This is a genomic window from Methanothermus sociabilis (assembly GCF_055392295.1).
Genome location: NZ_AP042467.1, coordinates 493,085 through 514,763, shown reverse-complemented (window position 1 = coordinate 514,763; position 21,679 = coordinate 493,085). Strand labels below are relative to the sequence as shown.

Below are 21,679 nucleotides of genomic sequence, written 5' to 3'. Positions count from 1 at the left end.
TCTCTTCCCCTTCAATTTATTTTTAATAGTTTTCAAATATTTTTTCATTTTAAAATATACTTTATAATATATAAATATTTTCTTAACAACAAAGAAAATAAAAAATCCAAATAAAAAATATAATAAAATGGTGTAGGCATTGTTTAAAGGAAAAAGACATGTTCCTTTTATAACTTTATCTGAAATTTCACCAAGAGTTTGGATAACATTGTCAGGTTGTAATTTTAATTGTTTAGGTTGTTTTAGCATTGCAAAGGACATTGTTGGTAAACCAATGACAGTTAAAGAACTCGTAAAATTAGTTGAGGATTCATCAAGAAGTTACTATGGTGATTTACCTAAAGAAATTATAATAACTGGTGGGGAGCCTACCTTAAATAAAAAATATTTAAAAAAACTTATTTCATCTTTGAGATCTTCCCAAATAATCATAGAATCCAATGGTTATTTACTAGATGATAAGTATGTTGATGAATTAATAAAGGCAGGTTTAGATGGAATAATGCTTGATTTAAAGGCATTTGACGAAAAAATACATAAAAAATATACTGGATTTTCAAACAAAAGGATTTTGAGAAATTTGAAAAACATTTGTAAAAAAGATATTAACTTAATAATTAAGACAATATATATTCCTGGATGGGTTGAAGAAAAAGAAATTAAGAATATAGCAAGATTTCTATCAAAATTAAATCCAGAAATAGAGTACAGAATAAATCCATACAGGCCCATTAAAAATTTTTCAAGAGAACCTACTTATTCTGAAATGCTCAATGTATATAAAATAGCTAAAAAATATCTTAAAAATGTATTTTTAAGTAAAAGCTGTAGGCGTGAAACTCTTCCTAAAAAGAAAATAAAGACATGGATAACAGTTTTTCCTGATGGAAAAATGAAAAGAAGATCTTTAAATGATTACAGAAAAGATAATATGAAAGTTTTCAATAAACAGGAACATTCTTAAAATACTTTTCAATTATTATTAGAATTGCGAATGAAATGATTAACAACACACAAGCAGCTGAAATTGCCATGTCTAAATTACCATAAGACATGTTCAAATATACAGTGATTGGTAATGTTTCAGTTTTTAAGTAGGTTCCTCCCCCCATCATTAGTACTGCACCAAATGCACCCATAGATTTCGCAAAAGCTATGATAGATGATGCTAATATACCATTTTTTGCTAATGGTAGTGTCACACGTCTAAAAGCTCCAAATTCAGAACATCCTAAAGATCTTGCAACAAATTCATAACGTTCATCTATATAGTTGAAAGTCGTATGTAATATTCTAATTGCATAAGGTAGTGCAACAAAGAATTGGGCTAAAATTATTCCAGGAACTGTAAAACTTAAAGGTATAATTCTACCTAAATGATCAGGACTGAATAATAATACCAATGCAACTCCAACTACTAATTCCGGCAATGCTATTGGAACAACTAAAATACTTCTGCCTAATTTTTTAAATGGCAATTTATACCTACTCATAGCATATGAAACAGGTATAGCTGTACACATTGTTAATGAAGTCGCACAAACAGATGTTAAAATTGTTAATTTTATCGAATATAGCATTTCATAGGAAAAAACTGATGTAAGAAATTTCTTTGTATCTATCATTCCAAATAAACTTGTCAATGTAACAAAAAACAATATTATAACTAAAAAAGAAAAGAAAATAAGAACATGTTTAAATTTCATCTTTAGACCCTCATAAAACTTTAAATCCCCATTTTTGCCAAATTGATTTGCCTTTTGGACTTAAAACAAAATCTTCAAAACTTTTAGCCAATTTGTAATTCTTTGTGCAGGTGGTCACCCCTATAGAAACAGTGTCTATAGCATTAATATCTTTTGGTATTGGTATAACTTCAATTTTACCTTGTGCTTCACTCCATGTTGCCATGTCTTCCCATATTATTGCTGCATCTGCTTGTCCTGTTGCAACATATGTCAATAACTCATTGACAGTGCCCGTTTTAGCTACAATGTTTTTTTCCACTTCTTTTTCTATCCCTGCTTTTTTCAATATTTTCCACGTCTTTTTTCCTATTGCCGGACTTTTTGGATCTCCAACAGCTACTCTTATGCCTGGTTTTGTGAGATCATAAATAGATTTAATATTCTTAGGGTTACCTTTACGCACAATTAAAACAGGTACGTGTTTTGTAACATTCCTTACGGTTTCTTGTTTTATTAATCCATCTTTTATCGCTGTTTTCATATAATCATTTGCTGGAGCAATTAGTACATCTGCAGATTTCTGTGTTTTCAATAAACTTACGATCTCAGCACCAGATCCATACCTAACGTTCACAGTAACTCCTGGATTTGATTTTTCAAATTCTGACTTCATTTCATTTACGGCTTTCATCAATCCGGCTCCTGCATAGACGGTTATTGTTTCGTGTTTTGTTTCAAAAAATCCTGTTGCATATAATCCAACAATGGCAATGATTATAGCCGCTAAAACAATGATTCCAATTTCTTTTTTCATTTTTTAGCCTCCCAACGATATACATATAATTAAAAGTGATAAGCAAATATAAACATTTCGACTAAATATAAAGTAAAAACGTATAAAAAATAAAATAAATAGAATTTTAGAATCTCTTTAAAATTAAAATTGACGTTATTTTAATTTTCCCTGGAAATGTCATATTTTATTTCTTTTAATATGTTAGCCTCATCTGGGACTGAGAGTTATTGAACTTCTTTCATAGCTTCAAGGTCTAGACTAAAATAGTATAGAAATCTAAAAAACTTTAAAAAGAAAAAATCTAAGGTCTAAAGTATCTTGTGTATATAGCTACAACCGCCATCATTAATGCACTGAGCAGTAGTGGAGCGAGAGGTACGCCAGTTTTTTTTTGTTGGGATTGTTTCTGAATTATTGAACAGTGGTTTTTGTTCTATAGTTGTATTTGTATTAGATGGGTAATAGCCTCTTTTGTCTTTGCCTTCTATAGGATCTATAGTATCTTTTATCGCAGAATATGCAACTGATGCAGCCTTATCAAAATGTTTTCTAGGTATATTCGGATCTCTAGTTTTTAACCATGCATCCCATTCTTCTTGTGTGGAGACACCTGATGACATCAAAGTATAGAGATCTCCTGGAATATACCTGATAGTTGGAATATAACCAATAACTTGAGACTCATACATCTCATGATCTTTTTTTGACTCTCCTGAGACGTAATGCGGTGCACAGAAAGAATCAGATATATAGTGGGTTGCAACTCCAAAGCAATAACTTGCATACTTGTAATTTCCTTTCTTCCAGGCATCTTTACCTTTATTAAGCCATTTCTTAGCTTCATAATAAGCTGGAGGGAAATGGTGTTTTTTAAAGTCCTTAAATATTAAGTCAGGGGCTGTTGAACCCTCCTTCATAGCTTCGAGGTCAATTTTGCTTTGATATTCAGAAGGTAGGTTATTGTAGATTAATTCAACTATATAGCGATGAGATTCTTCTTTCCATCCATAGCTAAAGCTAAATGTAAATGGCAAAGACAGAACTAAAGCTAGTAGGAGATATTTCTTGATGTTCAAGAAACCCACCCCCTACCTTAATAAGTAAATAATTTCAAATCTTAATATACAAATACACAAATTAAGTCAAAAATTATAAGTTTTTGGGGAATGTAGATATGTATGAATTAGTTTTGTTTACAGGTGGTGTTTATAAGTACGATGAGTTTGAAGAATTCATAGAAGATATAGGTGGATTAATACTTAGACAAGACAAATTTGAGGTTCATAGAGGCATATATTTTTTAAGGGAAGAAATAAAGGCATTAACACTTGTACCAGAATGTGAAATAAATAAAGTCAAAAAATTTGCCAAAAATTTAAAAGGTGAAATAGAAACTATAGATGTAGAAGATGAAGTCAAGGAAAAGTCTTTATGGTGTCTGGCAGTATATGATATATTGTCAAAGTCAGGAGATTGGATGGATAAAAAAGAAATAAAAAATAAGATATCTTGTCCATGTGACTATTTCTTCTGTGAAGAAAAATTATGTTCAAAAGAATGGTTAAAGGAAATTCTCAATGCAATGGTTGAAATGGATATAATAAAGGAAAAAAATGCAAAATACAAAATAAAAGATTAATAGTTTCACTTAACACACAGTTGTAGCAATAAACATAGGTGTCAAATATGCGAGCCGATCTAGTAGTGTTATTTGGGATTGTCATTGTATTCCTTGGAATGTTGTTAGTAATTGTTGGAAGTATTCTTCAATATGCTAGTGTTTCTAAAACTGGGAAATCTGAAGTGAAAACTGGCGGAGTTGTAATGATAGGCCCTATTCCAATTATATTTGGCAGTGACCGTCAGATGGCGATATTGGGAGTTGTACTTGCGATAATATTGATGATACTAGCTTATATTTTATTCTATAGGGTGTAAAAATGCATGGAAAGGTATTTTTTATTGGTGGTGGTCCTGGAGATCCTGAATTGTTAACTCTTAAAGCTTATAAAATAATAAAAAAAGCTGATGTAATCATATATGCAGGATCATTAGTGAATGAAAAAATTTTAGAATTTGCAAGAGATGATGCAGAAGTCTACAATAGTGCATCTATGACATTGGAGGAAATAATAGAGATAATTGAAGATAAAGCTAAGGAAAATAAAATAATTGCTAGAATCCATACTGGGGATCCTTCAATATATGGAGCTATCGCAGAACAAATGAGGGAGTTAGATAAAAGAGGTATACCATATGAAATAATACCTGGAGTAAGTTCATTATTCGCAGCTGCGGCAGCTTTAAAAGTTGAATTAACACTGCCGGAAATTTCTCAAACTGTTATAATAACAAGACCTGCTGGAAGAACTCCAGTTCCCAAACGAGAAGATATAGAAAAGTTAGCAAAACATAGAGCTACTATGTGTATATTTCTTGGTGTACATAAAATCAGAGAAATTGTGGATAAGCTGTTAAAGCATTATCCACCAAATACTCCTGTTGCAGTAGTTAAAAACGCATCATGGGAAGATGAAACTATTTTACAAGGTACCTTAGAGAATATTGTTGAAAAGGTTGAAAATAAAGGAATAAAGAGATCTGCAATAATAATAGTTGGTAAAATCTTAGAAGCAAAAGATTTTAAACGTTCAAAACTTTATAATGGAGATTTTGCTCATGGTTACAGACAGTGAGCCACCCTTGTGGAGCTTCCAGCTTCATCAAGAAAAAGTATAGTCCTGAGTAGAGCATTCTCCTAAATAGGCAGTCAGAGCTACTCCACTCCTCAACAATACTCTATATAGACTTATTCTTTGGAAAATAATTATAAACATGCCTACAAATCTCTAAACTTTTCAATAGCTTGTCTTCCTGTTCTTTACTGGATAAAGTCTGGATTTATATGTATAGATATATGACATAAAGAAAAGTAAGGATTAATAAATTTTCTATATATTATTGCATTTGGAGAAAGAAGAAATAAAAGAGAGTTTGTATATTTTTAAAATAAAAGAAAAGATTGTGAAAAATACATTTCCACTTAGTCAGGAGTAGTATATTAAGTCTGGGGATACTATGCCAGGAAATACTATTGGAAAAATGTTTAGAGTAACAACGTTTGGATCTAGCCATGGGAAAGCATTAGGCGCTGTCATTGATGGATGTCCGGCTGGCTTAGAGTTGAGTGAAAAAGATATTCAGAAAGAATTAGATAAAAGAAGGCCTGGGATTAGCAAAATAACGACCCCTAGAAAAGAACCTGATAAGGTTGAGATATTATCAGGAGTTTTCAATGGTAAAACAGATGGTACTCCAATTGCAGCTTTGGTGTATAATAAAGATGTTGATTCTTCTGCATACGAAAAATTAAAGAATAAACCAAGGCCCGGTCACGGAGATTATGGTTGGATAAAAAGATATGGGCATTATGATTATCGTGGTGGTGGAAGAGGCAGCGGTAGAGTTACAATAGGACATGTAATTGGAGGAGCTGTTGCAAAAAAGTTACTTAAAACTGTTAACATTGAAGTATTTGCACATGTAATACAAGTTGGAAACATAAAAGCAGGAAAAATTGATTATTCAAAAAGAAAAGAACGTTTTAAAAATTCTGTAAGGTGTATAGACAAAAATGCTGCCAAAAAAATGGAAGAGTTAATATTAAAAGTAAAAAAAGAAGGAAATTCTATTGGAGGGATTGTAGAATTAGTTATTTTAGGTGTACCTCCAGGGGTTGGAGATCCAGTATTTTCAAAATTAGATGCAGATTTAGCTCATGCAATAATGGGTATAGGATCTGTTAAAGGCGTTGAAATAGGTATGGGATTTGAAGTTGCTAGACATATGGGCAGCGAGGTCAATGATGAATTTTATTTAGATAAAAATAAAATAAAAACCGTGACAAATAATTCTGGAGGCATATTGGGTGGAATATCTAATGGGATGCCAATAATATTAAGAATGGCTGTCAAACCAACACCTTCAATATCAATACCTCAAAAAACTGTCGATTTAGAGAAAATGGAAGAAACAAAAATAAAAATAGAAGGTAGACATGACCCATGCATTTGTCCAAGAATTGTACCTGTTGCAGAAGCATCAGCTGCAATAGTTATAGCTGATCATCTAATAAGAAGTGGGATTATACATCCATGTAATATAAAAGCCTCGGGCGGGATTTGAACCCGCGACCACGGGATTACGAGTCCCGCGCTCTACCAACTGAGCTACCGAGGCATGAAAAAATCATTTAAGGTTCTTTGTGCAATATTTGATAAATCTATTTTCATTCCATCAGATGCTGGAATAACTCTTAACGATGTTTCTTTACATAGATCTCTAGCCTCTTTAGCAGGGTTATTATTAATCATTTTCATACCAAAATGTGTCATTATAGTTAATTTTGGTCTTACAATATTTAAAAGTTTTTTGAGATCATCTGTACACATATGCCCTCTAATACGTTCACCATTTGGCCTTATAACATTGGCAATTAATATATCAGCGCCTTTGTGATATTTTCCTAAATCTTCAAAATATGCTGTATCTGATGTATAGGATATAACTATATCTTTTGTTTTAAATTGAAAACCTATACCTGTTGGATCTCCATGTTGTGTGGGTGTGGCCTTAATTTTAACATTTCCAATTTTTGTCGTGTCTCCAGGTTCCATCACTACAACATCAGATTTTGTTAAATGATACTTTGATATGCAGGGACCAAAATCATTATAACCTTCTATTACACTCCTACTTCCAACTATAGTTCCTCTTCTTCTAGTCATTCCTTTTGTCATTGCTTCAATCATGACTTCAACATCTGAATAATGATCAGTGTGTGCATGAGATACAAGTACAACATCAAGGTTTATGGGATTTAAACCAAATTGATATGTTCTTATAAATGCTCCAGGTCCTGGATCAATATGAAAATTTTTGTTATCTAGGTGATCTATCCTAAATCCACCAGTCATTCTTTTTTGTGTTATGGTAGCAAAACCTACCTCCCCCACTTCCTAGGAATGTTAAATACACAGATTCCACCTCCTTATCCTCTGTTACAATATGTTAGTATTACTTCACATTGTAAAGGTTCTTTACAACGCTCCACATATAATTCTTCATTTTCTATAACTACTTTGTCTCCAACTTTAATCTCTGAAGGATTGTCAGCAGTCATTGTAACAATTTCTCCCGGATTAGCAACTTTTTCCCAATTTAAGTCATATGCACAAACGTCTTGATTTAATTTGACCATTATTTTTCCATCTTTTATATCAACTATTTCTCCGACATCTCCTTCTGTAATAATTTTGGAAGCTAAAGTTATTTCTTTTGCAGCTTTTATCATCTTATCTTTTAAAGATTTTCTCCATTTTCGCAAGTTTTTAATATCTTCTGATATACTCATCTCCAATATCTTTTCTGCCATTTCTTTATTAAGTATAGGATTTTTAATCACGATATCACAAGACTTATTTATTGTTGGAGTTAATTCCGATGCTTTTTTTATTATTTTCTTAAATAAATTTGCTATTTCTTGTAAACTCATTTTTGGATTAAACTCTTTTTTTAAAATTTCATTGGAAATTTTTTTTGTTATTCTATTTCCAAAAACAATCAGAGCACTATTACCTTTTTTTCTTTTAACAATTTTTGAGCCTTCAAGTTCTATAATTTCATAACAGTTAGTTGTCGCATATAATCTTCTTCTTTTTGCACTATGTGTAGCTTTTATTCCTACTTCTCCGATTGCAACATGCCCCTTTTCTCTTACTTTCTTTGCATTATCAGTTATATTTATTGATACTCCTAACTTTTTAGCTTCTTCAAAAAGCTCATCTAAAGTTTTTATTTTACCAGTATACAATTTTTCTTCTAGAATTTTCCTAGAAGACTTATCACCAAAATATGCAATTTTTCTTTTGTCTCCAGCTATAACACAACCTTTTTTTCCGACATATGCTAAAATAAGACTCATCAATATTTCCTCCACTATTACCACATGCCAACATATCCTTCTTCTTTTCCTGTGTATCTAGCTATATACCTAAATTCTCCCCTTGGAGCTATGTATTTACTTATCTCCCTCATCTGTGGATTCAATCCCTCAATTTCATATTTTATTCTTAGATTTAATGGAATTCTATATCTTGATGGATTTTTGACAATCATTGTTCCAGATACTGCATATTTAAATAGATATTTACCTAACTCTATTGTTTTTGTTTCATTTGGCTTTAGAGTTATTGTTAATTCTCTGTAGCTGACTTTAGTTCCATTAACTGGATTTGTGTAGATTGAGATGTAATATTTTATGGTTATTGTTGATTTTCCTAAGTTTGTTAGGGTTATTGTGAAGGTTTTGTTTTGGATTGATGCTTGACTTACAGTTACCGTAACTGGTGTTAGGTTTCCTATTGTAACGTTGTAGGTTCCTGGTTGTGTTAAGGTGTAAGATAGGCTTACAGTTTTTGACTCTCCTGGATTTAGTGTTACTGTTGTTTGATTTACAGCATTGTTATTCACATATAATGTTGCTGTGTAGTTTCCAGCTGTTCCTCCAGTGTTTGTGATGTTACATGTTGCAGTTATTGTTAGTGGTGCAACTCCAGATGTTGGAGTGACTGTTAAATTATTTAATATTGGTGATACAAATTCTTTCAAAAATTTTTCATAGGAAATGTTTATTCTATAATTTCCTACTTTATTTAATTTATATTCTACAGACAATGCTTTTTCTTCATATGGTGCCAAAATTGTTGAAGTGGAATTAACTTCCATGTCATTGACATCCATCTTCAATACTGCTTCTAAATAAACATCTTCAGTATTTTTAAAATTTGATGAACCTATTAAAAATATCTCACTCATAGAATTAACACTTAAATAATAAATTCCTGGCATGAAATAAACTATACAACTAACATTGTCAAATTTCAATTCAGACCTATGGTTTCCATAAATTTCATTATTTATGAGCAATGAATTTTCACAATCTCTAAGAAACACCCCGTCTCCCGTATTATTGTAAACTTTATTGGCAGATAATGTTGTATTAAAATTAAATTCCACATATATTCCATTCCAAGAATTAGAATAAATTTCATTTCCTGAAATCAAATTATCATGGCCAACACCATATAAAATCCTCATATTTCTTTGTGTACAATTATAAACATTTCCTAAGTAAATTCCATCCTCTCCATTATTATTTGCTATGTTTTGCAATATAACATTATAACTAGAGGTTTCTAGTGAAATACCACATCCATTGTTTGTATAACAATGATTATTTTTAATCTGGTTGTAACAACTTCTTTCCAGATATATTCCATCTTTTCCATTGTTAAAAGCAACATTGTTTTCAATAATGTTCTGATTACTTTTATAGATAGATATACCGCACCAATTATTGTGAACAACATTATTAAATATATAATTCCCATCTGAGTTTATCAATCGAACACCATTTATATTTCCAAAAATTTCATTATTTGTGATTATATTGTTGCTACTTGAGTCTAAGGATATTCCACACCACGAGTTATTTTTAATTACATTAAAAATAATTGTATTGTTAGTAGAATTAAAAAGGTATACACCATCTTTTGAACATCCATAAATTTCATTTTGAGTGAGTATACACTGTTGACAATTATTTATAAAAATACCTCTAGCATTAGATTTAATTTTATTGTTTTTCAATATTATATCTTTAGTTTTTTCTATATATACTTCTCCTAAGATTGTAAAATTATTGATTGTTACAGAAGGGGAAAATATAAAAATACTGCCATGTATCTCTGCTCCATTTGGGGCATATAGAACCAATTGTTTGTTTACAGTAATATTTTCGTAATATCTTCCATCGACTAGTAAAATATCTCCATCTTTAGTGTTGGAATCATCAATCGCCCTTTGTATACTATTCCAAGTTTGATTAGTTTTAAAATTTTTTACTTGTGTAGCAGCGCCAACCTGTAATGAAAAAATTAAAAGAAGAAGAGGTATGAGATATTTTAAGTTCCTAATCCTCCTCCCCTCAATGCTTCCTGTATTGTAGCCTGCATTTCACGTAACCTTTTCATTACACGTTCTTCCTGTCTTTTTATTGTATTTTCCCTAAGCTTAAGAGTCTCCAACTTATCTTCTAATTCTTTCTTGACCTCTTCTTTATTAGATTTTATCAATATATTTCCAACAGACTTATAAATTTCAGCATCTTCTTTAACTTTATTTAATTCATCTAATGCTCTCTCAGCTTCTTTTATTTGCATCTCTATACTTTGTCTTTGGACAGTTATAGCCTGAGCTTGTTGTTGTAATTGCTGAAATTGAGCTATTTGATGTTGCACACTTTTTGGAAGTTGTTCCATTATATATCACCTCTTTTCATTAATTTAAGAATATCTAGAGAAATTATAACCCAACGTAAAATAGAATTTAAAGATGCTCTATATGCATGTGAATCTTCTGCAATTATTTTAAATAATATCTTTTTTTTATCACGTTTAATATTTAACTTAGACCTTTGTGATGGTGCTGTCAAAACTTCTGGCTTAATGGATTTATAAACAATTTCTGCATCTTTTTCTAAATTTAAGGAAATTTCAATATCTGAAATTATGGATTCAAGTCCCATGCTTTACAACCTCAAAATCCAATATAAATAATTTAAGACCAGTACTTTTACCTTCTTCATCAATTAATTCCATTATTGCCATATATTTCCCATGTCCTTTTTTTATATGCCAATAATTTGACATTGGGCTATCATGGGGAGTTAAGAACAGTAAATATGTTAATGGAAGTAACTCTTCCACCTCTACTTTGGCTGTAACTCTTTTACGATCAATATTAAATTCCCTTCTCCTTGGAATTGCAACATTCATTAATATATAAGCTAATTCTTCACCACTCACATCATAGAAAGTTATACGACTGGGATTACCCTTTAACTCCAGTACAATAGCTACAACATGTGCACCTTCTTCACATGCCTTCAGAAATACTTCTTGCATATTCATTTTTCCACGATTAATATAAAGTGCATCTAATCCATTTTTAAATCTCTGACAAAAAGCCCTAGTGCGGGGTGAAGGTCTACGGGAAGTTGTAATTAAAATACTAGGCATGATTACCTAGCTCTTAATTCTCTCACAATTTCCGGTTGTTCTTTAAGTAATATCCTGTACCTACATTTAGGACACATGTATTTTTTCTGTTTTTTGGGGTCTATAGTAGTCCCACATCTTAAACACTTATACAATTAAGATCCTCCTTCAATTATCCTTTTAATTGTCCTGGATGCAGATTTACCTACAGATGTTTGTGGTAAATATGCACCGCCAGTGAAAACAGCTCCACATTTTTTACATTTCCATATACCTCTACTTATCCTTTTAACGCGTGGCATTTCACAATATGGACATATATGTTTTTCTTTCATTTTTTCTTCAATTCTCTTAACAGCTCTTCTTATTTTCATTCCATATCTTGGCCCAAATCTACCAGTTATTCCAACTTTTTTTGTCCTACCCATAAGTATCACCTAATATTCTCTAAATGTTGTAACAGTTCAGGTGTTTTTTCTTCTGCAATATTTATAGCTTTTGATATATCCTCTCTACTTAATGAACCTTTTCCACCTTTTTGCATGGCACATATTTTTCCCTCTGAATTCATTCCTATTGATAATCTTGCTGTAAGTATTTCTTCTTCCTCTAAAGAAGGATCTAATACTAATTCATCACCTATTTTTGCAAATGTGCACATAGCAACTTTATCTTTGATATCAAGTAACTCAACTGAACTGTCATCAATGACTACTTCATCATCCTCAATGCTAACTTTTGGTAACTTTGTATCCATTAATGCTGCTACTGCCCCAAGTACAGAGGCATCAAACAAATTCCCATCATAATCCAAAATATGGAGATCTATGAAAAGTATCCAAACTTTTTCACCTTCAATTATGCATAGCTTTTCTAAATCAAGCATATTACTTTCTCTTATACACCTATCAACGACCCTAGCAAGCTCTATGGATCTTTCATCAGGAGGCCCTGGCTCAAAAGTAGGAGATGCCATTGGTAAAAGCTCTGAATTTGTTATTATTATTCCTAAATTAGGATTATCTGGAAATGGTTCACCTATTGTTGGTTTTACACCAACAAGAACTTGTGTATCTCCTAATTTGACTCTTGCTGAACCTTCTGCTTTAGATATTACACCTGTTTTAATTTTTATATCTCTAAATTCATAGAAAGACCTGCCATCCAATCTTTTGTTATTGCTAATAAGACTTATTATATCTTCTTTCATTATTTCCGGAATTATTTCCATGGTCAATACACCCATATTTTTCTTTCAATGCTTTTTTTTGAAGTTTATTTATACTCATACAACCTTCAATAGCAAGATCTATAGCTTTTTCAAGTTCTTCAGGTGTCAATTCTCCATCAACTTGTAATAATGTTATTTCTTTAGTTCTGGGCATTATTGCCACAGGAACGTCTGCTTCACCTTCTTTATCTTCTTCTTCAGTTAAATCTAATACTACATGACCATTAACTTTACCTGCTGAACATGCGACTACCAAATCACGAAGAGGTATTCCTGCATCTGCAAGTGCAACAGATGCAGCAGTTATTCCTGCACATCTTGTTCCACCATCTGCTTCCAAAACTTCAATGAAAATATCAATTGATGATCTTGGAAATTTTTCTAAAATTATAGAAGGCGCTAAAGCTTCTGCTGTTATTTTTGAAATCTCTATTGATCTTCTATCAGGTCCTGGTCTTTTTCGTTCCTCTACAGAAAATGGTGCCATATTGTATCTACACCTAATTATTGCCCTATCTGGTCTCTTTATTTTTGTTATTTGAGGATCTCTAGGACCATATACCGCTGCTAATATTTTATTGGACCCTAACTCAATATAGGATGATCCATCTGCTCTTTTTAATACTCCTGCTTTAATTTTTACTGGTCGAAGTTCGTTGTATGCTCTTCCATCTTTTCTAACGAATTCTACTGTATCTGGCACGATTATCATCAACCTTATTCTATAGATCTAATTATAAATTCTTTAACACGATCAGTAAGTCCAGAAGTATGTGCTTCTCTATCTATCATCTCTAATGCACGTTTAACAATTTCTTCCATTTTTTTATCGCCTTTAACCCAAATTACGCCATTCTGTCCTAGTAAGATTTCGCAATTCGTCAATTTTTTTAACATTTTTATCATTGATCCTTTTCTTCCAATGACTCTAGGAACCTTACTAGGTGTTATATATGCTAATGTTCCACCTTCAAGTTTTATTGGGCCACCCTCATGTAAACCTAGTTTAACTTTTTTAACTTCATCTACTTCTATAATTTTTAAAAATAATGTATCTCCAATGCCAAATATTTCTTCTAAATTCTTTTTACCTTTATCTATAACTTCAGAAACTGGTAAAATAGCAGAATAAGGAGATCTTATGTCGACAATCCATCTTGCAAATTTTACATCAACGACCTTCCCAATAACACTATCATTTTTTTTAGGTATATATTTACCTTGGAGAGGAATAACTTCAATTCTTTTCCCTTTTATTGATACTAATCCTACAACAGAAGAATATATTTTATCTTCTTCAATAAAAGTTCCTCTACCCGCAATATAATCATTTCCTGCCAATTTTTCTCCAGGGACCACAATGTCCCTTTCCTTGACGAACAACACGGTTATCTCTCCTATTCTCTGAGGAGTTTTGTTTCTACTTCACCAGCAGTTAATTTACTAAGTTCTTCATAAAATTTGTTTTGTAGACCTCCTGGTAGTTCGACAATCCCTATCCAGGATCCATCATCCTGCCATTCTTCCTCTAAAATTTTACAGTATTTAGTTATAGTACCATAGGAAGATCCTACATATTTACCAGGTATTTTAACTGCTATTTTAACTTTTTCAAATTTTATTGGTATTTTTGTACGTATAGCTTTTAAAACTTCCTTTATTTGTTCGTCCACAGGTTTAAATGGATCTATATGGATTTTACATTCTTTCATTGCCCTTTCTATCCTTTTTGGTGGATGCGGGTGACCTGTCTGTGGATTTATTGCTTCTCGCGAAATTTTATTTACTATTTTTTTAAATTTTTCTTCCATCATCCTTCTTTTCTGTTCAGCTGTAAGTTGAATAGAGCCTTTGAGTATAATTTTTTTTGCAACTTCTAAAGGATCAGCTGTACCAAACACTTCTTCCATCTTTTTTTCAGAAGCTTTTTCTCCTTTTTTGGCATCTTTAAAAATTTCTTCTACGGCAATTATATCCTCTATATCATATTTTTCTGGCGTTTTTCTAAATTCTAAAGCTAAATCTGGATCTACAAGAATTTCAAATCTTTCTCCATGAGATTCAAAACGTGCAATAACTGCATCTTCGATGCTAACCATTTTTTATTCCTCTTTTTCCTCCTTTTCTTCTTTCTTTCTTTCTAACAATTCATCTACATATTTTTTAACCTCTTCATCTGGTAACAATCTAAATTTTCTATCCTTAGTGGTAATTGTAGCTATTTCTATACTTTTTGCTGTTGTTCTACCCTCTGTAGCTTCGTATACAGCATCCAATGCCAAATCTATAGCTTCTTTTAATGTTATATCGTCTCTGTATTTCCTTTCAAACTCTTCCATAGCTATTGGCCTGCCTGCACCTATAGCTGTAGCTTTGTATTCAATTAATGCTCCACTAGGGTCTGTCTCAAAAAGTCTAGGTTTCTTTCCATTAACACCGCCAACTATTAATGCAGAACCAAATGGCCTTACTCCGCCATGCTGGGTGTAGAGTTGCTTCATATCACATATTTTTTTAACTAAAGTTTCAACTCTTATAGGTTCATTGTAGGTAATTCTATTAATTTGTGCTTCAATCCTAGCTTTTTCGATTATTACTCTAGCATCAGCAACTAAACCAGATGTTGCAGCGCCTATGTGTTCATCTATTTGAAATATTTTTTCTATAGATTTTGGTTCCACTAATCTACTTGTTGGTCTTTTATCTACTAATAATACTATTCCTTCTTTTGATTTTACACCTAATGATGTTGTACCTCTTTTAACAGCTTCTCTAGCATATTCAACTTGGAAGAGTCTACCATCTGGGCTAAAAACTGTTATTGCTCTATCGTATCCTGCACTTTGTAATGGTTGCATATAATATCCCACCTTTTTATAATTCTTATTTAAATACTTAGACTAAAAAAATAAATTTATTTAATGATTTTTATAATAAAGCTTACGATGTTATCAGAATTATTGTCATTATCCTCAAAATTTTATTTCTCAAGCTTTCCTGAAGAATTTTTAAGTAGTGGTAATATAAATTTTCGCATTGCAGCACGCATAGTACCTGATACTCCAAGAGTATGTATCACAACTCTCTTACCTTTATATTGAGATACTAAAGACAATGCTGAAATAACTTTTTTTTCTTCTCCTCTCTTACATCTTAATAAACCTGCCATTACTCTTCCATGTTGTAAAGATGGAGGACACCAAAGCTTTGTAACCCATATTCGAAATTTACTAACGTTACATTCTCCATAAACTTTGAGACATGAATCCCATATAATATTTATTATGTCTCGTCTATTTAATGAAAGTTCTGATATAATTTCAAATGCGATATATCTTTTTTTGTATCGCAAACTTGAAGGAAGTATTTTTAACTTCATAAAACTTTGACACCTAATACTACCATTTTAGGTCTTTCTTCATTAAATTTAATGATATCTATTGGTGTCTTGTGAACTATGTTAATTATTTCCTCTTTAGAAAGATCAAAACAACATTCTAAAATAGACATTATATCCTTTGGTTTCCTTAAATCATATGGAGATTTTGCTTCACTTGAAACTATGAGTGGAAATTTAAATTTACGATGTAACTTTATTATATCTCTAAAATGTTGCATCAGTTTTGCTCTTACATTTGACCATGACATTATGAGATCTCTCAGTGATAATTCTATTGCAACGTTGTTCCTACTTGCTGCACGTGCGTGTATATGGTCCATTCCTGGGTCTCTTCTACCACGATAAGGATGTGAAAGAATATCTACCCGTAAATTTTCACAAGCAGCACGATTAACTTTTATAGTTCCTCCATGTATTGATATCAAGTAATCTTTGTATTTATCTCTATATTTATTTACTTTCTTTCTAAGATCTGGAAAATTTTCAGGTTTAAGTTCTATCCGAGGTATTACCTTTATTCCAACTTCCTCTTCAAGATCTTTAAAATATGATTTTTCAGGTAAGTTATTTGGAGAGTATTTGATACATGCCCCTGTATAACCTAGCCTTTTACTTTCAAATAAAAGTTGTAGATCAGAATCATAGTCACTGCCAACAATACATAACTCATAGAACTTCATTTGTCAAAAATTCTCTAAGTTTTTTTATGGCTACAGATTTCTTTGCTGGATATGCCTTTATTTTTGCTTTTATATGGATTGCATCACCATGCGTTGTTAACTTTATTCTTCCTTTATATGCTTCTTGTTTATCAAATCTCAAAAATAAATTTGCATGGTTATCAATCATGTTCTCAAGGTCATTGTTTATCTCTTTACCTATTTCCTTCATTGTTTCAATAAACTTTTTAATTGTTTTTTTGTCAGTTATCTTTTCTTTCATTACAAGAATTGGATTATGATGGTGACCTTCTATTTCTTCTTTCTCTGGTTTTGCATTGGGGATAATTGTCCTAAGAGCTTCTAAGACCTTGTCTTCATTTTCTGTTGCATGTACAAAAACCCTATAAGAAATATTATGTATCATCTTACTTTTTCAGCGCCTTTTCCTTTCTTTCTTAATCCTCTATTCTTTCTGCCTTCGCTAGTTAAACCTCTAAATACACGTCCTCGATGCTGTGGTTCACATATCCAGTTAATATCAGGATCACTCTTTATAACAGGATGGTGTGGATCGACTAATATAACTTCAAACCATTTGTATACACCATCTTCCCACACCCAATATGAATTTAAGACTTCGAGATTTGGGAATTTTCTTGCTGCTCTTTCTTCTGCGATTCTCTTAAGGCTCTTTTTAGAAGTTATTTTTTTGACTCCCATCCTTTTTGGTCTTCTTCCTGCTTTAAATCTAGATTTTTTTCTACCTCCTCTTTTAACGCGAACACGTGCAACAACAAATCCCTGTTTTGATTTGTACCCTAAAGATCTAGCACGGTCTATACGGGTTGGTCTTTTTATTTTTTGAACTGCATTTTCTCTTCTCCATTTTGGGGCTCTTTCCATCATTATTTCTTTGACGTATGAATCTTTTGGCCTTTTCCATGCTTCTCTGATGTATTTATACATCATTTTTTGCACCTCTATTCTTCTAAAACTTCATGTAATATTTTCACTGCCTTCATAAATGGAGGATTTCCAGATGTTAATAACACAACTCTTAATACATCCATAATTTCATCTTTTGTGACTCCAAATTCCTCTATAGCGCTTTTTATTTGTTGCCTAATGGCTCTATCATCAGATTTAGCTGCAGTTATTCCCAAAGCTATTAACTTTTGTGTCTTATAATCTAAAACCTTTCCTGTGTAAACAGCTTCATTTAACTTGACAAGACTTTCATATATTTCAGGATATTCCTCCTTTATATACTTAACTCCTTTTGCATAAAAAACTTCCTCTTTCATTTTTCCCTTCCACCTAGTTAATTTTTCACACAAAATTTTATTCATTTTTCAATTTCTTTTTAAGCTTTTCTTTTATTTTCATGGCAGGTTCAAATCCAGGATAAGCTTTAATGACATTCTCTATACATTTTAGAGCTTCTTCGTATTCACCTAATGCTTCCAAAGCCAATGATTTATTGTACCAACTGCCAATACTTCTAGGATCTATTTCCAGAGCCTTATCGAAACATTCAATAGCTTCTTCATACTTACCCATTGATTTTAATAAATTACCTTTATTGTTCCATATACCAACGTCGTTTGGATTTATTTTTAATGCTTCATCATAGCAATCTAAAGCTTCATCGTATTCATCAATACTAAAAAGCGCATTACCTTTATTTACTAATGCATAAACCTTTTCTGAATCATTGATTGCTATCTCTAAAGCTCTATCACAACATTCAATAGCTTCTTCATATCTCCCGAGGTTTATTAATGCATTACTCTTATTAATCCATGCCCCACTATCATTTTTTATTTTTAATACTTCATCAAAATATTGGATACTTTCCTCATATTTGCCTAGAAAGAGCAATGCTATACCTGAATTGTTTAGAGCCTCACAATTGTCAGGATCTTCTTCAAGAACTTTGTTGTAGAGGTATAATGCATCGCTAAACCTGCCCATGTTAAGCAACAATGAAGCCTTGTTTAAAATTTCTCTTTTTGTCATGAATAATTTTTTTCTTTATATTTACTAATAAAATTTTGCCATAAAATATTTAAGAATTTAATTATGCTGTATAAGTTGGAGGAAAGAATATGAAAATAGCTTGGGGAATAACAGGAGCTGGAGAAAAACTTGTTGAAACTTTTGAAACCATGAAGAATATTAAGAAAAAATACAAAGACATTGATATAAGGGTTTTCATGTCGAAAGCAGGAGAACAAGTTGTAAAATATTACGGAATAGCAGAAAAATTAGAAGAAAATTTTGGAAAAATTTGGGTTGAAATTAATTCGAATTCTCCATTTTTGGCAGGGCAAATACAATTAGGAAAATATGATTTTCTTTTATTGGCACCATGTACGTCGAATACAGTGGCAAAAATTTCTCTAAGAATTGGAGACACATTACTTACCAATGCAGCAATAATGGCACAAAAATCAGGAGTTCCAGTTTATATTATGCCAACAGATTTTAAAGAAGGAAAAACATTGACAACGTTGCCTAATGGAGAAAAACTAGAATTAACAATAACTAAACATGATGTAGAACATGTAAGAAGAATAAAAAAAATGAACAATACTCATGTTTTTAAAACTCCTGAAGAAATATATGAGATCATTAGAAATTGGAAAAACATTGGTAAAGGTGGAAAAAAATGAAAAAATTGATAAAAAAATTAACTGAAACTCCCGGAATTTCTGGATTTGAAGAAAAGATAAGAGAACTCATAAAAAATGAAATAGAGGATTATGTAGATGAAGTAAAATATGATTCTCTTGGAAATCTCATTGCTGTAAAAAAAGGAGGAGATAAAAAAGTAATGTTAGCAGCTCACATGGATGAAATTGGATTAATGGTCAAGCATATTAATAAAAAAGGTTTTGTTAAATTTTCTAAAATTGGAGGAATAAACGATCAAATGTTGTTAAACCAAACAGTTAAAATTCATGGTGAAAAAACAGTTACAGGAGTTATAGGATCTAAACCACCACATCGAATGAAGCCTAAAGAAAGAAAGAGAGTTATAAGTTATGAAAACATGTTCATAGACATTGGTGTTAAAAATGAAAAAGAAGCTAAGAAATTAATATCTGTAGGTGATCCTATAACCTTTGAAGGAAATTTTGAGATGTTATCTGATAAAATTTTTAAAGCTAAAGCATTAGACAATAGACTTGGTTGTTTAGTAATGATTGAAGTTTTAAAGAAAGTTGATAGTTCTGCAACTATTTATGGCGTTGGAACCGTTCAAGAAGAGGTAGGTCTTAAAGGTGCAAGAACTTCTGCATATCAGATAAACCCTGATTTAGCTATAGCACTAGATGTAACTATAGCAGGAGATCATCCAGGAATAAAAAAAGAAGATGCACCAGTTGAATTAGGTAAAGGACCAGTTATAGTTTTAACAGATGCAAGTGGCAGAGGGATAATAACACATCCAAAAGTTAGAAAATTATTAATAACTACTGCTGAGAAGGAAAATATAGAATATCAGTTAGAAGTAAGTGAAGGTGGAACTACTGATGCAACAGCTATACATCTTACTAGGGCTGGTATACCATCAGGAGTTCTCTCAGTTCCAACAAGATATATCCATACTCCAGTAAGTGTTGCACATTTAGACGATGTTAAGAATTGTATAAAATTATTAACTAAAGCTCTTGAGAAATATTTAGAAGTTATTGAAAATTAATCAGCGATGTCAAAGGGTAAAGGAGAATATTTTCTTTTAATGGTTGGGACATCTGAAAAACTATTAAAAGTTATTCCTTCAAGAGTAAACCCATCCATTTTTTTCAAGTGAGTAAGCAAACATCCTTTTATAGTGACATTTAGTTTTGGAGCCTTCTTCTGTATTTCATCTACTAAAAGTAATAAATCTTTTATTCTTCCTATATTTTCATTATATTTAATTTTGTCTTTGTTTCCTTTATGAATAATTAAATTATGTATCATCATCTCATCTACTTCAGTTTTGTTAAGCATGCTAGCTAACTCAATTAACTCATTATCATTAAAGCCAGGAATATGTACAGCCCTAATAATTGTATAAAAATATTTTCCTGCCATTTTTATATTTTCAAATATCTTATCAAAATTCCATTCACCTGTTATTTTTTGGTGTGTTTCTTTATTAGAAGAACTTAAACTTATCATAACAATGTCTAAACCCAACTCCTTAAATTCTTCCATTAGTTTTTTGTTTAATAAAGAACCATTAGTTTGTAAATCACATCTTAAACCAAATGATTTTACATATTCTATACATTTTTTAACAGTTTTTGGATACAATAATGGTTCTCCATATTGACTTATAGTTACAGCACTAGATTTCTCAAAATCTCCATAAATACCTGGTTTTACTTTTACTAATCTTGAATAACAAAAAATACAATTATGATTACATTTTTGGGTAATTTCAATTGATGGATGATGTTGTGGATCTTCTTTTTTAATATCTAAACCTTCACAACCTACACAATGTTTAGATACTTTTAAATTTCCAACAATTTTTTCTAATTTGTTGGATGTTTCACTACTTAACACAATTCTCAATAATATCACCAAAAATAGGATTCTCTCTAAAATAATTTTTCGATGAAAAATAATAAAAATTTTGTTTTCCCAAAATTTTTAATCTTGGAAAATTAAAAATTAAACTGTTAGCATTTGTAAGAGGTTGAAGATATGAATAATGGTTAAGAATAAGTCGAAAAATATTAATATTGAAAACATGTATTATAAGTTCGTGTATAATTAATACTGA

Annotated in this window: 31 protein-coding genes and 1 tRNA gene; 7 read left to right on the top strand and 25 right to left on the bottom strand. The window is 31.3% G+C overall.

Going from position 1 to position 21,679, the window contains the following annotated elements:
• Positions 1–139: 139 nt before the first annotated feature.
• The gene (locus ACZ5LY_RS02835) at positions 140–964 is read left to right on the top strand and encodes a radical SAM protein (protein WP_464577877.1); all 825 of its coding nucleotides are present in this window, start codon (positions 140–142) and stop codon (positions 962–964) included.
• Here ACZ5LY_RS02835 and ACZ5LY_RS02830 read toward each other — a convergent pair.
• The 3 genes from ACZ5LY_RS02830 to ACZ5LY_RS02820 all read right to left on the bottom strand — a co-directional run bounded on the left by ACZ5LY_RS02830 (position 942) and on the right by ACZ5LY_RS02820 (position 3,560).
• Positions 942–1,706, bottom strand: a complete 765-nt coding sequence (locus tag ACZ5LY_RS02830; RefSeq protein WP_013413916.1) for an ABC transporter permease — start codon at positions 1,704–1,706, stop codon at positions 942–944. The two genes, ACZ5LY_RS02835 and ACZ5LY_RS02830, sit on opposite strands and share 23 nt — an antisense overlap.
• A 10-nt stretch (positions 1,707–1,716) precedes the next feature.
• Positions 1,717–2,502: a molybdate ABC transporter substrate-binding protein gene (gene modA / locus ACZ5LY_RS02825; protein WP_013413915.1), complete on the bottom strand. Its 786-nt coding sequence runs from the start codon at positions 2,500–2,502 to the stop codon at positions 1,717–1,719.
• 290 nt (positions 2,503–2,792) lie between these two features.
• A complete protein-coding gene (locus tag ACZ5LY_RS02820) occupies positions 2,793–3,560 on the bottom strand; it encodes a zinc dependent phospholipase C family protein (protein WP_464577874.1) in 768 nt (255 codons plus the stop codon).
• A 98-nt stretch (positions 3,561–3,658) separates the two neighbouring features.
• Between ACZ5LY_RS02820 and ACZ5LY_RS02815 the strand changes: the two genes are divergently transcribed.
• From ACZ5LY_RS02815 to cobM, 3 genes are read left to right on the top strand one after another with little or no spacing between them, the layout of a single operon-like run.
• Entirely contained in the window at positions 3,659–4,123 is a 465-nt protein-coding gene (locus ACZ5LY_RS02815) for a methyl-coenzyme M reductase family protein (RefSeq protein ID WP_464577873.1), read from the top strand.
• 47 nt (positions 4,124–4,170) lie between these two features.
• The gene (locus tag ACZ5LY_RS02810) at positions 4,171–4,422 is read left to right on the top strand and encodes a TIGR00304 family membrane protein (RefSeq protein ID WP_013413912.1); all 252 of its coding nucleotides are present in this window, start codon (positions 4,171–4,173) and stop codon (positions 4,420–4,422) included.
• 2 nt (positions 4,423–4,424) lie between these two features.
• Positions 4,425–5,180 (top strand): precorrin-4 C(11)-methyltransferase, encoded by a 756-nt coding sequence (gene cobM, locus ACZ5LY_RS02805; protein ID WP_013413911.1) that lies wholly within the window; start codon positions 4,425–4,427, stop codon positions 5,178–5,180.
• Positions 5,181–5,283: 103 nt separating this feature from the next.
• Here the strand turns inward: cobM and ACZ5LY_RS02800 are convergent, their stop codons facing one another.
• On the bottom strand, positions 5,284–5,346 hold the full coding sequence (locus ACZ5LY_RS02800) for a hypothetical protein (RefSeq protein ID WP_464577986.1): 63 nt from the start codon (positions 5,344–5,346) through the stop codon (positions 5,284–5,286).
• 216 nt (positions 5,347–5,562) lie between these two features.
• Between ACZ5LY_RS02800 and aroC the strand changes: the two genes are divergently transcribed.
• On the top strand, positions 5,563–6,669 hold the full coding sequence (aroC, locus tag ACZ5LY_RS02795) for a chorismate synthase (RefSeq protein WP_464577872.1): 1,107 nt from the start codon (positions 5,563–5,565) through the stop codon (positions 6,667–6,669).
• On the opposite strand, the gene ACZ5LY_RS02790 is transcribed toward aroC, so the two are convergent.
• From ACZ5LY_RS02790 to ACZ5LY_RS02695, 20 genes are all read right to left on the bottom strand, one after another.
• A tRNA-Thr gene (locus ACZ5LY_RS02790) sits at positions 6,651–6,723 on the bottom strand. The two genes, aroC and ACZ5LY_RS02790, sit on opposite strands and share 19 nt — an antisense overlap.
• A complete protein-coding gene (locus tag ACZ5LY_RS02785; RefSeq protein WP_013413909.1) occupies positions 6,714–7,499 on the bottom strand; it encodes an MBL fold metallo-hydrolase in 786 nt (261 codons plus the stop codon). The genes ACZ5LY_RS02790 and ACZ5LY_RS02785 overlap by 10 nt, the downstream gene beginning before the upstream one ends.
• Positions 7,500–7,534: 35 nt before the next feature.
• The gene (locus tag ACZ5LY_RS02780; protein ID WP_464577871.1) at positions 7,535–8,491 is read right to left on the bottom strand and encodes a DUF2121 family protein; all 957 of its coding nucleotides are present in this window, start codon (positions 8,489–8,491) and stop codon (positions 7,535–7,537) included.
• A complete protein-coding gene (locus ACZ5LY_RS02775; RefSeq protein WP_464577869.1) occupies positions 8,485–10,320 on the bottom strand; it encodes a right-handed parallel beta-helix repeat-containing protein in 1,836 nt (611 codons plus the stop codon). Before ACZ5LY_RS02775 ends, ACZ5LY_RS02780 begins: the two co-directional genes overlap by 7 nt.
• A gap of 188 nt (positions 10,321–10,508) precedes the next feature.
• Complete coding sequence (locus tag ACZ5LY_RS02770) at positions 10,509–10,865, bottom strand: prefoldin subunit beta (protein ID WP_013413907.1); 357 nt, start codon at positions 10,863–10,865, stop codon at positions 10,509–10,511.
• The gene (locus ACZ5LY_RS02765; protein ID WP_013413906.1) at positions 10,865–11,131 is read right to left on the bottom strand and encodes a KEOPS complex subunit Pcc1; all 267 of its coding nucleotides are present in this window, start codon (positions 11,129–11,131) and stop codon (positions 10,865–10,867) included. The genes ACZ5LY_RS02770 and ACZ5LY_RS02765 overlap by 1 nt, the downstream gene beginning before the upstream one ends.
• The gene (locus ACZ5LY_RS02760; RefSeq protein ID WP_013413905.1) at positions 11,121–11,624 is read right to left on the bottom strand and encodes a brix domain-containing protein; all 504 of its coding nucleotides are present in this window, start codon (positions 11,622–11,624) and stop codon (positions 11,121–11,123) included. Before ACZ5LY_RS02760 ends, ACZ5LY_RS02765 begins: the two co-directional genes overlap by 11 nt.
• A gap of 2 nt (positions 11,625–11,626) precedes the next feature.
• On the bottom strand, positions 11,627–11,758 hold the full coding sequence (locus ACZ5LY_RS02755; protein ID WP_013413904.1) for a TFIIB-type zinc ribbon-containing protein: 132 nt from the start codon (positions 11,756–11,758) through the stop codon (positions 11,627–11,629).
• Complete coding sequence (gene rpl37A, locus ACZ5LY_RS02750; RefSeq protein ID WP_013413903.1) at positions 11,759–12,031, bottom strand: 50S ribosomal protein L37Ae; 273 nt, start codon at positions 12,029–12,031, stop codon at positions 11,759–11,761.
• A 5-nt stretch (positions 12,032–12,036) separates the two neighbouring features.
• The gene (gene rrp42, locus ACZ5LY_RS02745) at positions 12,037–12,834 is read right to left on the bottom strand and encodes an exosome complex protein Rrp42 (protein ID WP_048060571.1); all 798 of its coding nucleotides are present in this window, start codon (positions 12,832–12,834) and stop codon (positions 12,037–12,039) included.
• Positions 12,785–13,546 (bottom strand): exosome complex exonuclease Rrp41, encoded by a 762-nt coding sequence (rrp41, locus tag ACZ5LY_RS02740; RefSeq protein ID WP_464577867.1) that lies wholly within the window; start codon positions 13,544–13,546, stop codon positions 12,785–12,787. The genes rrp42 and rrp41 overlap by 50 nt, the downstream gene beginning before the upstream one ends.
• A gap of 5 nt (positions 13,547–13,551) precedes the next feature.
• Positions 13,552–14,220 (bottom strand): exosome complex RNA-binding protein Rrp4, encoded by a 669-nt coding sequence (gene rrp4, locus ACZ5LY_RS02735; RefSeq protein WP_013413900.1) that lies wholly within the window; start codon positions 14,218–14,220, stop codon positions 13,552–13,554.
• Between the two features lie 11 nt (positions 14,221–14,231).
• On the bottom strand, positions 14,232–14,933 hold the full coding sequence (locus tag ACZ5LY_RS02730; protein WP_013413899.1) for a ribosome assembly factor SBDS: 702 nt from the start codon (positions 14,931–14,933) through the stop codon (positions 14,232–14,234).
• A gap of 3 nt (positions 14,934–14,936) precedes the next feature.
• On the bottom strand, positions 14,937–15,692 hold the full coding sequence (gene psmA, locus ACZ5LY_RS02725) for an archaeal proteasome endopeptidase complex subunit alpha (protein WP_013413898.1): 756 nt from the start codon (positions 15,690–15,692) through the stop codon (positions 14,937–14,939).
• A gap of 122 nt (positions 15,693–15,814) precedes the next feature.
• The gene (locus ACZ5LY_RS02720; RefSeq protein ID WP_013413897.1) at positions 15,815–16,213 is read right to left on the bottom strand and encodes an Rpp14/Pop5 family protein; all 399 of its coding nucleotides are present in this window, start codon (positions 16,211–16,213) and stop codon (positions 15,815–15,817) included.
• Entirely contained in the window at positions 16,210–16,914 is a 705-nt protein-coding gene (gene rnp3 / locus ACZ5LY_RS02715) for a ribonuclease P protein component 3 (protein ID WP_464577865.1), read from the bottom strand. Before rnp3 ends, ACZ5LY_RS02720 begins: the two co-directional genes overlap by 4 nt.
• Entirely contained in the window at positions 16,901–17,320 is a 420-nt protein-coding gene (locus tag ACZ5LY_RS02710; protein ID WP_013413895.1) for an RNA-binding protein, read from the bottom strand. Before ACZ5LY_RS02710 ends, rnp3 begins: the two co-directional genes overlap by 14 nt.
• Entirely contained in the window at positions 17,317–17,862 is a 546-nt protein-coding gene (locus ACZ5LY_RS02705; RefSeq protein ID WP_148217915.1) for a 50S ribosomal protein L15e, read from the bottom strand. Before ACZ5LY_RS02705 ends, ACZ5LY_RS02710 begins: the two co-directional genes overlap by 4 nt.
• 14 nt (positions 17,863–17,876) lie before the next feature.
• Positions 17,877–18,200, bottom strand: coding sequence for a carboxymuconolactone decarboxylase family protein (locus tag ACZ5LY_RS02700; protein WP_013413893.1), 324 nt, complete (start codon positions 18,198–18,200; stop codon positions 17,877–17,879).
• Between the two features lie 37 nt (positions 18,201–18,237).
• Positions 18,238–18,915: a tetratricopeptide repeat protein gene (locus ACZ5LY_RS02695; protein ID WP_464577863.1), complete on the bottom strand. Its 678-nt coding sequence runs from the start codon at positions 18,913–18,915 to the stop codon at positions 18,238–18,240.
• A gap of 89 nt (positions 18,916–19,004) precedes the next feature.
• Here ACZ5LY_RS02695 and afpA point away from each other — a divergent pair, with 89 nt between their 5' ends.
• Both afpA and ACZ5LY_RS02685 read left to right on the top strand, forming a co-directional pair.
• A complete protein-coding gene (afpA, locus tag ACZ5LY_RS02690) occupies positions 19,005–19,571 on the top strand; it encodes an archaeoflavoprotein AfpA (RefSeq protein WP_464577861.1) in 567 nt (188 codons plus the stop codon).
• Positions 19,568–20,605, top strand: coding sequence for a M42 family metallopeptidase (locus ACZ5LY_RS02685; RefSeq protein ID WP_013413890.1), 1,038 nt, complete (start codon positions 19,568–19,570; stop codon positions 20,603–20,605). The genes afpA and ACZ5LY_RS02685 overlap by 4 nt, the downstream gene beginning before the upstream one ends.
• Here the strand turns inward: ACZ5LY_RS02685 and ACZ5LY_RS02680 are convergent.
• Positions 20,602–21,459 carry a radical SAM protein gene (locus ACZ5LY_RS02680; protein WP_245526754.1) on the bottom strand — a complete coding sequence of 286 codons (858 nt, stop codon included), beginning with the start codon at positions 21,457–21,459 and terminating at the stop codon, positions 20,602–20,604. The genes ACZ5LY_RS02685 and ACZ5LY_RS02680 overlap by 4 nt on opposite strands.
• Positions 21,460–21,679: the final 220 nt, after the last annotated feature.